This window comes from Parathalassolituus penaei (assembly GCF_026626885.1).
GTDB classification, from domain to species: Bacteria; Pseudomonadota; Gammaproteobacteria; order Pseudomonadales; family Oceanobacteraceae; genus Oceanobacter; species Oceanobacter penaei.
On the sequence record NZ_JAPNOA010000006.1, the window covers coordinates 126,458 to 138,229 of the forward strand.

At 57.7% G+C, this 11,772-nt stretch carries 10 protein-coding genes, 3 tRNA genes and 1 riboswitch; of the genes, 9 read left to right on the top strand and 4 right to left on the bottom strand.

Translation table 11 applies throughout. From position 1 onward, the window contains the following. The first annotated feature begins 122 nt into the window (after positions 1 to 122). The 4 genes from OUO13_RS01610 (at position 123) to OUO13_RS01625 (ending at position 5,860) form a co-directional block, all read left to right on the top strand. Positions 123 to 199 (top strand) — tRNA-Ile (locus OUO13_RS01610). Between the two features lie 250 nt (positions 200 to 449). Then, positions 450 to 583: riboswitch (cobalamin riboswitch) on the top strand. 107 nt (positions 584 to 690) lie between these two features. Next, positions 691 to 5,073, top strand: a complete 4,383-nt coding sequence (locus OUO13_RS01615) for a cobaltochelatase subunit CobN (RefSeq protein WP_283172104.1) — start codon at positions 691 to 693, stop codon at positions 5,071 to 5,073. A 3-nt stretch (positions 5,074 to 5,076) separates the two neighbouring features. Continuing rightward, the gene (locus OUO13_RS01620) at positions 5,077 to 5,532 is read left to right on the top strand and encodes a MotA/TolQ/ExbB proton channel family protein (protein WP_283172105.1); all 456 of its coding nucleotides are present in this window, start codon (positions 5,077 to 5,079) and stop codon (positions 5,530 to 5,532) included. Further along, on the top strand, positions 5,519 to 5,860 hold the full coding sequence (locus OUO13_RS01625) for a DUF2149 domain-containing protein (protein WP_283172106.1): 342 nt from the start codon (positions 5,519 to 5,521) through the stop codon (positions 5,858 to 5,860). Before OUO13_RS01620 ends, OUO13_RS01625 begins: the two co-directional genes overlap by 14 nt. A gap of 63 nt (positions 5,861 to 5,923) precedes the next feature. Here OUO13_RS01625 and OUO13_RS01630 read toward each other — a convergent pair whose 3' ends face one another. Further along, the gene (locus tag OUO13_RS01630) at positions 5,924 to 6,565 is read right to left on the bottom strand and encodes a pyridoxamine 5'-phosphate oxidase family protein (protein ID WP_283172107.1); all 642 of its coding nucleotides are present in this window, start codon (positions 6,563 to 6,565) and stop codon (positions 5,924 to 5,926) included. 89 nt (positions 6,566 to 6,654) lie between these two features. Between OUO13_RS01630 and pdxR the strand changes: the two genes are divergently transcribed. The 3 genes from pdxR to OUO13_RS01645 all read left to right on the top strand — a co-directional run bounded on the left by pdxR (position 6,655) and on the right by OUO13_RS01645 (position 9,350). Continuing rightward, complete coding sequence (gene pdxR / locus OUO13_RS01635) at positions 6,655 to 8,136, top strand: MocR-like pyridoxine biosynthesis transcription factor PdxR (protein ID WP_283172108.1); 1,482 nt, start codon at positions 6,655 to 6,657, stop codon at positions 8,134 to 8,136. 170 nt (positions 8,137 to 8,306) lie between these two features. Then, the gene (locus OUO13_RS01640; protein WP_283172109.1) at positions 8,307 to 8,792 is read left to right on the top strand and encodes a glycosyltransferase family protein; all 486 of its coding nucleotides are present in this window, start codon (positions 8,307 to 8,309) and stop codon (positions 8,790 to 8,792) included. 63 nt (positions 8,793 to 8,855) lie between these two features. Further along, positions 8,856 to 9,350, top strand: coding sequence for a YaiI/YqxD family protein (locus OUO13_RS01645; RefSeq protein WP_283172110.1), 495 nt, complete (start codon positions 8,856 to 8,858; stop codon positions 9,348 to 9,350). On the opposite strand, the gene OUO13_RS01650 is transcribed toward OUO13_RS01645, so the two are convergent. After that, entirely contained in the window at positions 9,324 to 10,022 is a 699-nt protein-coding gene (locus OUO13_RS01650) for a GGDEF domain-containing protein (protein WP_283172111.1), read from the bottom strand. The genes OUO13_RS01645 and OUO13_RS01650 overlap by 27 nt on opposite strands. A gap of 128 nt (positions 10,023 to 10,150) precedes the next feature. On the opposite strand from OUO13_RS01650, the gene OUO13_RS01655 reads away from it, so the two are divergent. Next, positions 10,151 to 10,930 carry a methyltransferase domain-containing protein gene (locus OUO13_RS01655; RefSeq protein ID WP_283172112.1) on the top strand — a complete coding sequence of 260 codons (780 nt, stop codon included), beginning with the start codon at positions 10,151 to 10,153 and terminating at the stop codon, positions 10,928 to 10,930. Then, positions 10,927 to 11,424, top strand: coding sequence for a 2-thiouracil desulfurase family protein (locus tag OUO13_RS01660; RefSeq protein ID WP_283172113.1), 498 nt, complete (start codon positions 10,927 to 10,929; stop codon positions 11,422 to 11,424). The genes OUO13_RS01655 and OUO13_RS01660 overlap by 4 nt, the downstream gene beginning before the upstream one ends. A 116-nt stretch (positions 11,425 to 11,540) precedes the next feature. On the opposite strand, the gene OUO13_RS01665 is transcribed toward OUO13_RS01660, so the two are convergent. Together OUO13_RS01665 and OUO13_RS01670 are read right to left on the bottom strand one after the other, a co-directional pair. Next, a tRNA-Arg gene (locus tag OUO13_RS01665) sits at positions 11,541 to 11,617 on the bottom strand. Between the two features lie 31 nt (positions 11,618 to 11,648). Then, positions 11,649 to 11,725: transfer RNA gene (locus OUO13_RS01670), tRNA-Arg, on the bottom strand. Between the last annotated feature and the right edge of the window lie 47 nt (positions 11,726 to 11,772).

Genomic DNA, 11,772 nt, shown 5'->3' on the forward strand with positions numbered 1-11,772 from the left:
TTGCCGGTTTTTTTATTCCCTCAGGATACTGGCCCAAAGCGTCTCGGACGCTTATAATCAGCACCCTATTCAACATCCGTCCAGGATGTCTGGCACGGAGCCATAGTGCGGCTCCTGCTCAAGGGCCTTTAGCTCAGTTGGTTAGAGCACGCGACTCATAATCGCTAGGTCCCCGGTTCGAGCCCGGGAAGGCCCACCATTTTTCCTACCGCTATTCATGATCGCGTGCTGCACGCGCCTCGACTCTTTATATCCCAAGCTCCCCGGTTCGAGCCCGGGAAGGCCCACCATTTTTTCTTCTATCGACAAGACCAGATCGTGTGCCGCACGCGCCTCGACTCTTTATTTCCCAAGGTCCCCGATGCGAGCCCGGGAATTCCCTCTGTTTCCACACCCAGGCCACAACAACAATCCGAGCAAGTATTTGACTTGGTAAACATCCCCCTGTAGAAACACGCCCCTTGCTGAGCGGTCGCGAAATAACGACCCGTCATGGAAACCGGTGTAAATCCGGTGCTGTTCCCGCAACTGTCAGTGCATCAAGTGCACGAGCCAGATACATGACCCAGCAACTTCAACTCACCTTCTGATGCACCGGGCGGGAAAACGCGGTATGGCATGTTCTGGTTACAGTAAACATCTGCATACGTCTGATCTCCGACACACGCCTTGTTGTGGAGAGACAGCCCTATGCGATTCCTGATTCTGACCCTGCTGCTGGTTTTAAGCCCATTCAGCCAGGCCACCACAGCCGTTGATCAGTACCTGCTGGTGCTGGTTTCCCAACGTAATGCCGAAACCATTGCCGAAGCCGCCCAGCAGTTTCAGCAGGATTACCCGCAACTGCCGGTGCTGGCCCGCTCCGACACCCAGCTCCGTCAACTGAGCACGTCGCAACTGCAGGAATTGATCAGTCACAGCCGTGCCATTCTGGTGATGGGCATGTACGGCCCCAGTGTTGGCCCGCTGCAGAATGCGCTGCAAACCAGCCAGCAGCCACTGCTGGTTTTCAACAGCGACCACCGTCTGATCCAGCTGAGCAGACTGCAAGGAGCGCCGGTATTCAGCAGCATCGAACAGGTTCAGGCCCTGGCCCAGACCAACCCTGATAACGATTTTGACCAGTGGCTGGCCGACCTGAAAAAACAGTACCCACAGCAGCAGGTCTGGATTCAGGGCCGTGCCTACTGGCAAGCCGGTGGCACCGATAACACCCGCCAGCTGCTGGGCTGGACCTACTCACACCTGCAGGCCGATGTAGCCGTCCTGGCCCCCAAAGCGGTGCCACGCCTGCAGTGGTTGTACCAGGGCCAACTCAGCCCAACACCACCAACGCTGGATTCACGTCGCTTGCTGGTCATTATTGATCATGCCGATGGTGCTCAGGCCGCCGATGCAGCTCTGCTGCGAGCGCTCTGCCAACACGCCGAACAGTCTGCCAACCTCAATTGTCTGGTGGCATTGGCCAGCTGGGGCGAAGCCGGTGTTGAGGCGGTTCAACAACTGCAAGCCTATAAAACCCGACTCACCAGTATTGTGATGCTGCAGGACTTTGTCATTGGTGGCGGCGAAGGTCGCGAGGTCGTCACCCGCCAGTTTGAACAGCTGGGCGTGCCGGTGTTAAAGGCCATCAAACTGCGTGATCGCAGTGCCATCGAACGCCAGTTATCCGCCGATGGTCTGGCCCAGGACAAGGTGTATTACCAGGTGGCGATGCCAGAGCTGCAAGGTGCCAGCCAGCCGCTGATCGTCGCCACCGCAGGCGCCAGCAGCGTTGATACCGTCACCGGTATTAATATCCAGCCGATTGCGCCCTTGCAGGAAGGCATCTACAGCGTACTGGAACGTGTGCAACGCTGGTTAACACTGCAAACTCGTGCCAACCGCGACAAACACATCGCCATTATCTATTACAACCACCCTCCCGGCCGCCACAACATCGGCGCCGACAACCTCGACGTGCCAGCATCGGTCTGGTTTATTCTGCAGCAGCTAAAAGCGGCCGGATATAACACTGGTGAGCTGCCGGAGTCCCAACAGGCCTTGCTCGACCTGATGCAGGAACGAGGCATCAACCTGCCACGGGATTCCGGCGCCCTGCAAACCATGAGCAGCCAGATCCAGCATATGAATACGGCCGACTATCTGCAGTGGTTCAACACTCTGTCCGCCTCGATCCGGAGCGAAATGCAATATGGTCCATTTGGCTTACTCAACGAACAGATCGAAGCGGCGCTTCAGGCGGGCAAACCTGAACTGGCCAGCCGTGTGCTCGCCAACACCATGGAGGAAATGCGCCATCTGCTCGAAGGTGTGGATCACAAAGGTCGCGAACGGGCGTTAGCCCTGCTTGATCAGCTCGACCAGTGTTATCAGCAAAAACTGGCCAGTCTGCCCAACGCCTGCCCGGACGGAGCCCTGAAGATCATTCACGCCTTGCAACAAACCGGCATTGAAGGGCTGGGCGGCTGGGGCGCAGCACCCGGTCAGGTCATGACCTTTAACAACGAGTTACTGCTGCCCGGCCTGACCTTTGGCAACGTCTTTATTGGCCCGCAGCCACCCCGCGGCTGGGAAGTAAACGAAGAACTGTTACACGCCAATCTGGCCTTCCCGCCACCACACCAGTACCTGGCGTTTTACCATTATCTGCACGATGTGTTTAAAGCCGATGCTCTGGTGCATCTCGGCCGTCATTCCACCTATGAGTTTTTGCCACGGCGCGCCGTCGGACTGGCAGAGGAGGATTACTCCCGCATCATTGCCGGTGACCTGCCCGGTATTTATCCCTATATCGTTGATGGTGTTGGCGAAGGCATTCAGGCCAAACGTCGTGGGCTGGCGGTCATGATCGACCACCTGACCCCACCGCTCAAAAGCACCGAGCTGTACGACGATCTGTTAACACTGCGCCAGCTGATCGAAAGTTTTGAAGCCAGCCGTGGCACCGGCAACCAGGCGGTGGCTACCGAGCTGGTGCAGCAGATTCGCGCCAAGGTTGAGCAGCTGGAGCTCAAGGATGAACTGGCAGAATCCATGTCGGCGGAGCTGGCGATTATGGGAATCGGATTTGATGAGGTCGACGACGACATGCTGGTGCATGAAATCGGCCACTACCTCACCAATCTGCAGGAAAAGTTTATGCCGATGGGACTGCATGTGTTCGGCAAGGACTGGACACCAGCAGCGGTCGATATGATGCTCGGCTCCATGAGTAATGGCAGCCAGACAGATCAAGCGCCACTCTGGCGCGAACGCCTGCAGGACTCTCCCAAGGCCGAACTGCACGCCCTGCTGACCGGACTCAACGGCGGTTATATCGCCCCCGGACAAGGCAACGACCCGATTCGAAGCCCCGACAGCCTGCCCACCGGCCGTAACTTCTACGCCCTTGATGGCAGCCTGATTCCCAGCCAGGTGGCCTGGCAACTGGGCCAGACCATGGCATCCGAAGCACGCCAGCGTAATCAGCAAAGCCACCAGCAGAACCCGGACAAAACCGAAGCCGTGGTGTTATGGGCATCCGACGTGGTGCGTGACGAAGGTGTCATGATCGCCTTTGGTCTGGATATGCTTGGTATTGAACCTGAATGGAACAGCCGTGGCATTGTCAGCGGCCTCAAACGCCAGCCACTGCAAGAAAACCGCGTGCGCCGTGATGTGCTGTTTACCACCTCAGGTCTGTTTCGCGATCTGTACGCCCAGCAAATGCTGTGGCTGAACACCGCCACCCTGCTGGCGCTGGATGCCAGCGCTGACACTATTATCCGCGACTATCCGGCCCTGACGCTGGCGTTACAACAAGCTCTGCAGCCACTCGGTAAACAGGCACAAGGCGGCACGGAATCCCTCGACCAGAATCAGGTCGCCCGTCACTGGGTCAAACAGGCACAGGTACTATTGGCACAAGGGCTGGCTCCGGAACAGGCCGGTATCAGCGCCAGCTTGCGCGTATTTGGTGATGCGCCCGCCAGTTATGGCGCTGGCATCAACCGTCTGGTTGAACGCTCCGGCGCCTGGGAACAACGTTCGGAACTGAGCGATGTGTATATCCGGCGCCTCGGCCACAGCTTTGGTGCCAACGGCTTTGGCGAACCGGCTGCCGATACCTTCAAAACCCTGCTGGCCGGTGTCGAAAACACCTACCTCGGCCGTTCCAGCAATCTGTATGGCCTCATCGACAACAACGATGCATTTGATTATTTCGGAGGCCTCAGCATGGCGGTCGAAACCATTACCGGTCAGGTCCCCAACAACTACGTGCTGGATCACTCTGATCCTCAGCAAATTCATGCCCAACCACTCAGCCTCGCCCTGCGTCAGGAATTGCGCGGCCGCTTCCTTAACCCGCAGTGGCTGCAAGGCCTGATGTCACACGACTATGCCGGTGCTCGCACCATGGGCAGCGAATTTATCGAATACCTGTGGGGCTGGCAGGTTACCAACCCGACCATGGTGGGCGACTGGGCCTGGGAAGAAGTCAAAGCGGTATATCTGGACGACCGTTACCAGCTGGGTGTAAACGAGTTTCTGGAGCGCGGCAACAATGCCCATGTCAAAAACAACATGCTGGCCGTTATGCTGGTCGCGATCCAGAAAGGATTCTGGAATGCCGACGAGCAGACCCGACGCGAGCTGGCCAGCCAGTTCGCACGACTGGTGGCTGCCAACGGTTTGCCGGGCAGCGGCCATACCGACCCGGACCACCCGATGCTGCCGTGGTTACAGCAGTATCTGAACGATCAGCAATGGCAGGATCTGCAACGGGTGATAGACAGCGCCCGTCCGCTGCCAGCAGCAGAATCCACCAGCATGACTGAAGTCCACCATGTCACCGAGATCCAGCTGCAGGAACCCGTCAGTGATTCTCCTGCCACCCGCTCACAGGCATCTGCAGCCTCTCAGAACCCGCACACCCCGGCGGATGCTGGCACCCAAACATCGGATCATCAACCGGACCAGGACAGCGACACCAGCCCTGCCGACGATTGGCGATGGTGGCTGCTGGGGGCCCTGTTGCTGTTAACGGGCGCAGGTTTTTACCGTGGTATTCGCCACGCCAAAGGAGTGTAAACGGTGTTTTCAGGTGTAGTGATCGGTGCCATGCACCAGCTGGTAGAACTTTTGTTATACCCGGTTTTGGCCGCGCTGATGCTGGCCATGCTGTTAACCCTGTGGGAACTGGGCATGATGCTGGCCGAGCGGTTTTATATCCTGCCCGCTTATCGCCGCAGCCAGCCGCAACGGTTTGGCCAGTATGCCAGCCGTCGGCTGGAACGCTCCGACCTGCTGACCCGCAGCGGCCCGATTCTGGGGCTGATGGGCACCCTGATCCCGCTGGGACCAGGGTTAACCGCACTGGGCAACGGCAATATCGATATTCTGGCCACCGCCCTTACAGTCGCGTTTGATACCACCGTGATGGGCTTGCTGATTGGCCTGCTGGCGTATGTGATCAGCCGGGTTCGCCGTCGCTGGTACGAACAACTCTGGCAACAACTGACGGAGCAGTCTGAACATGAAGCCGGTTAAACGTACCCCTCCTCCATCACCACCACCGTGGCAGACCAGCCACTTCAGCGAAGCCGATAACGATCCGTTAAGTGGCTTTGCCAACATCATGGACGTGATGCTGGTGTTTGCTCTGGGCCTGATGCTGGCGCTGATCGCCCAGAGCAAGGAAATGCGCGAGCACTTCAAACTGGAGTCTGGCCAGACCGTTACCACCGGCAAGGAACTGGCAGAAGCTCCGGAATCCATCAAACGTATGATGGATAACCATGGTCAGGGCATGGAGTCACTCGGGCAGGTTTACCGGGATCCCAAAACCGGCAAACTGATTCTGGTCGGTGGTGAATAACCACCGTCCCGCTGACAACACCAACACCCAATACATCACACCCAATACATCACACCCAACACATCACACCCGACTGGCCAGCACCTTCAGCTCAGGCTCAGCTGAACCGTTGTCGGAATCGGCCAGCGCCTGCCACTGCCGCTGCAGACGTATCTCACCCGCCCACACCGGCCATTCCAGATCCGCCTTGTCGTCCACAGGCGGCCCCTGCCGAACCTTGACGGATGCGTCGCTGATCAGCATTCGCACCACCGAGGTTGCCCGGATTTCCTCATCACGAATCGGTCGCAATTCCTCCCAACGCCCGCTACTGAAGCGGTCAACAAAACGCTTGAGCTGCGCCAGTTTTTCGGCCGGATCAGTCACCGCCTCCGGCACACCAAACAAGGTAACCGAGCGATAGTTTACGGAATGGTTAAAAGCCGATCGGGCCATTACCAGGCCATCCAGGCTGCACAGGTTGATACAGACCTGGCTGCCCGCCGCACCCGCACAGCTACGCGCATGTGCATGGGCGTGCCAGTACAGGTAATCCCCATCGCGCCAATGGCACGTTGGGGTCACCACCACACGCCCATCCACCTGCTGGCCAATCTGGCATACCAGTAACTCATCCAGCAGGGCATATACGGTTTCGCGTTGGTAGTCCGCCCGTTTGGCACCGTGGCGAACGGTGCTGGCGGTAGATTGCAGTGAGCTGCTCATCGAAGTTCTCCATCGTTTGATAGAGCCAGATTAACCAGCACTGGTATGATCCTGAATATCCAGTTTTAAACAAAATCACCAGTCCAGATATGCAACCCGGAAACCGCGCCATCCCGACAACCAGCCCGCTGGCCAGTCTGACCCTGGTGATTCATCCCGATCAGGGACACGGCTACCAGCAGCTGCAACAACAGATCCAGCAAGCCATTCGAAACGGCAACCTGCCAGCGGGCAGCCGCCTGCCATCGTCACGCCAACTGGCGGAGCAACTGGGTGTATCCCGCAGTCTGGTGATTCAGGCGTACGACCTGTTGGTAAGTGAAGGGTATCTCGACAATCGGCCACGTTCCGGGCTGTTTGTGCTGAGCAGCGCCCAGCTGCCGCTCACGCAGCCGAAAGCGCATAACAGCGTACCCACTCAGGGGTCACGGCCAGACATAACGCCAGCCCCCATGCAGGCATTCGATGCCGGTGCCGATGTTGATATGTTCCCGAGCCGCATCTGGGCCAACAGCCTCAAACGGGCCTGGCTAAAACCCGATCCCTTGCTGCTGCAAGGACACTACAGCAGCGGTCATCCGGCTTTGCGACAGGCGATCTGCACATTACTCAAACAGTTGCGGGGTCTCGACTGTACGCCTGCACAGGTTTTTGTCACCGCCGGTCATCGCGACAGCCTGACCCTGCTGAATCACCTGCTGCGCCAGCAATACCCGGATCATCACTGGCAACTGGAAAACCCCTGTTACCCGCCGGTGCGCCAGCTGCTTGATCGTTTTGGCAGTACCGATCTGGAGATGGACGAAGAAGGATTTCAGCCACCGCCACCATCTGGCTGGCAGGCGCTGGTAACGCCCAATCGCCAGTACCCGCTGGGCAGTCGCTGGTCGGCCCGGCGTCGGTTGCAGTGGCTGGAAACCGTGCACAACAGCAACAGCCTGATCATTGAAGATGACTACGACACCGAGTTTGTTTACAGCGGCCAACCGGGACTGCCGCTGATGCAACTGGCGCAAAATACCGGCCTCGCCCGTGAACAGGTCGCCATGGTTGGCAGCTTTTCGAAAATGATGTTCCGAGGATTGCGCCTGGGGTTTCTGGTCGTTCCAACCGGCTGGATTGACGCCATCAGTGCCAGCCAGCAACAACTGGGAGACTCGGCCTCACAAACGATCCAGCCAGCGCTGGCCGACTTTATCAACAGCGGTGAGCTGGCGCGCCACCTCAACCGCATGCGACGCCACTACCGCAGACGTCGGGACTTCCTGCATCAGCGGTTACAACAGCATCTGCAACCCTGGTTTGACTGGGATTTACCGGCAGACGGCATGCAAACCATCCTCTACTGGAAAGCAGCCCAACAAACGGCAAATCCGCACGAATCACCAAGAATCGACCAGAAATTGCAGCAACAGTTACGCGTGCAGAACATCGACATCTCGTTGCTCGCCGACCATTATCGCCAGCCTCAGACGGCCCCCGCAGGCATGCGACTGGGCTTTTCTGGCACCCAGGAAAGCACAATGGAAACCCTGATCCGGACCATTGCCGCGACGCTTTCGACATTGTGAATAACCAGAATCCGGGGGTAGTCAGATAGAACCGGTCATTCGGTTGTTTCGGGGACATACTGCGCCAACCACACCCGAATCAGTCAACTCCTGTCCTGATCAAAGTTTACCCAATCGCCAACCCTGTAGTAGGGTTACGGGTAACAATAATAACCAACGGACAATCTGACATGGCCACTCCCGGTATTCTCCTTATCGTCGAATCGCCATCGCCGCGAACCGGCGCAGCCTCCAGTACCTGGCTGCAATCTGCCATCACCCCAGCCCTGCAATCCGGATTACCGGTGTTTGTGGTTCTGGGAGCCAGTAATCCCGCCTGGGAACGCTCGCTGGATCAGAGCGGTATCGACTGGGGCGTATGTCCCGACAGCATGTTAGGCGCCGCTTATATGGTCGCCTTTGGTGTACACAGTAACCAGCACTGGAATGGCTGGATTATCGATACCCTCGGCAATCCGACCAGTAACCCCGATCACTATCGTCATCTCGCCGAAGGGCTCAAACATCAGGAAGGCAGCGGCGAATGCTGCAGCAGCTGCCACTATCCAATTGCACTCAGTCGTTGCCATGCGTTTGAGCTGGTGCGTCCCTGGCAACCGCTGGACTACCTGTCTCCGTGGAGTGCCATGGCCGCTCACAAGTCATATCGTCACTGAGCGCTGTGATTGATCGTCCCTCGGGCTGGCGGCATACTGCGGCCTTTGCCCGAGGGATATACCGTGTCCGATACCCCTGCTGAAAAACGCGCCCCCTGCATCTGGGTAGACGCCGATGCGACCCCGAAACCCGTTCGTGAAATTCTCTGCAAAGCCGCTCTGCGTACCCACGTCCACATGTATTTTGTGGCCAACCACGCCTTGCCATTGCCAACCCTGGAATGGATTCACAGCATTCAGGTCGCCGCCGGATTTGACGCCGCCGACCACCATATTGCCCAGAACTGCCAGCCAGGTGATCTGGTGATTACCCAGGATATTCCGCTGGCGTCAGAAGTGATTGATAAAAAAGTGGAAGCAATTCATCCACGGGGTGAGCCCTACAGCCCGCAGACGATTCGCCAGAAACTGAACATGCGTGATTTTATGGAGACGCTACGCTCCAGTGGCATCCAGAGTGGTGGCCCGGCAGCGTTTGATCAGAAAGATCGCCAGACCTTTGCCAACACCCTTGATCGTTGGCTGGCGCGTTCACTCGCGGCGCGGAGCAAACAGTGAGCGCATCATGTCTTTCTCGTCGGCTGTCACACGGGCGATCGAACAGGGTGACGGTGCAATACATACGCGGTTGCGACCGCTGCGTTTGGCCTCATACAGCTGAATATCAGCCTGGTGTACCAGTTCGCTGGTACTGAGGCTGGCGCCCTTTTCCCGCATCGCAACACCAATACTGACCGTTACCTGCAGAGTATCCGAGCCCTCTTGCAAACGAATGGCCTCAACCATCTGCCGCAAGCGCTCGGCCACCACTGACGCCTGTAACAGTGAAGATGACGGCAGCAACACCGCAAACTCCTCACCGCCATAACGGCACTGGATATCCAGCCTGCGGGTCGACAGGCGAATCGCATCGGCAATCGCCTGCAACACCCGATTACCCACTTCATGCCCCCAGCGGTCATTCACTTTCTTGAAATGATCCACATCGACCATCATCAGGGCGGTCGGAACATTGGTGCGCTCCGTTCGTTCAAACTCCTGCTCCATACTGGTCAACAGATAACGCAGGTTGAACAAACCGGTAAGCGGGTCGGTCACCACCTGCTGGCGCAAGGAGACAAGCTCTTCGCGATAACGACACACCGTGCCGACACACTCCCACGGGCTATCATCAGTATCACCAGTAGGTTCTGCCAGAATATCACTTGAACGTTTGGAAGCTCGGGCCATTACGGACTGCCTGTCACAAGCCGAATAATGACTGAAGTGTAGTTGCCAATCCGGGCCCTGCCTTGTCCAATACCGGCTTTTGGCCGCAGTTGCTACACTGCGCACACTTTGGAATCCGGTACCTCTGCATGAACAATCCGCTTCGGCCCGATCGCAACTTTGATGATCTGTCTGACCGTTTTCGCCGCACCATTTATGAAACCCCACGCGGCCAGCTGCGTCTGGCTGCTCTGCGGGCGGACTTCGCCACATTTGCGGGCAGCATGGAATCGCTGCTGGTCAGGGATCTGGGCGGCGGTCAGGGCCAATACGCGCTGGAACTGGCACAACAGGGCGCTCGGGTCGAGCTGTGTGATATTTCCAGCGAGATGCTGGCAGCCGCCAGCGCCAACTTTGCCGAAGCCGGTTTGCCATTAAGCGCCGCCTGCTGCCCGATTCAACAAGCGCACGAACATTTTGCCGGTCAGGCCGATGTTGTGATGAACCATGCCGTTCTGGAGTGGCTGGAACAGCCGTTCAATGTGATACCGCAAATTGCTGGCCATGTACGCGATGGCGGCCTGCTGTCATTGATGTTCTATAACCTGCATGGTCATCGCTGGCGCCAGCTGATGAATGGCAATCCGGAAGACCCAGAAGGCGCCAATCCGAAATTGCGCGATCAGGGCAACGCCCCCCAGCATCCGCTGGACCACGAAGCCGTTATGGCGAGCCTGCAAGAGTTGGGCTTTGAAATTCTGCAATGGCGTGGCATTCGCTGTATTCACGACCATATGCCGCAAAAAGTCCGCGAACGTATCGGTTACGAGCGTCTGGAAAGCGCCGATCTGACCTGGGGAATCCAGGACCCGTATCGCCAGCTGGGTCGGTATATCCACGTGCTCGCCCGCAAAAGCGCTGCCAAATGAAAAAGCTGCTGGTCAGTGCCTGCCTGCTCGGCCAACCGGTGCGATACGACGGTGCCAACAACCAGAACAAGGTGCTGACCTTGCAGGCACAGCTGCAGTTATGGCAACAACAAGGCTTGCTGATCCCGGTCTGCCCGGAAAGTCTCGGCGGACTGCCAACCCCACGCCCGGCAGCCGAATTACGCGGCGGTGATGGCCATGCCCTGCTGGTCGGTCAGGCCCGTGTTGTGATCGCCAGTGGTGATGACGTAACACACGCATTTCTGGAAGGCGCCCGACGCACACTGGCAATCGCCCAACGCGAGGGTGCCAGCGCAGCTCTGCTGGCAGCGCGCTCGCCGTCCTGCGGAAATCAGGGCATCTACAACGGTGAGTTCAATCGAACCTTGCAGACCGGCGTAGGCGTCACCGTGGCGCTGCTACAAAACGCCGGTATTCGCTGTTTTAACCCGGAACAGGCTGAAGCATTGCAACAATGGATGGATGAGCACTGATGCAGGAGCCAATGCGCAGCAGTACGGAAATCGGGAAATACTGGAAAGCAAAAATCCCGAAGAACCAGAGCAGGTTTCGGTGACATTTTTGATTTAACGAGGATATTCGAAGAAAGTGGCGCGCTCAGGAGGATTCGAACCTCCGACCGCCTGGTTCGTAGCCAGGTACTCTATCCAGCTGAGCTATGAGCGCGTCGAGTGCAATGTATCAAAACCGGTTTAAATGGCGCGCTCAGGAGGATTCGAACCTCCGACCGCCTGGTTCGTAGCCAGGTACTCTATCCAGCTGAGCTATGAGCGCGTATCGGTTTGCACAAATGCAAATAAAACCACGATGTTGGATGGCGC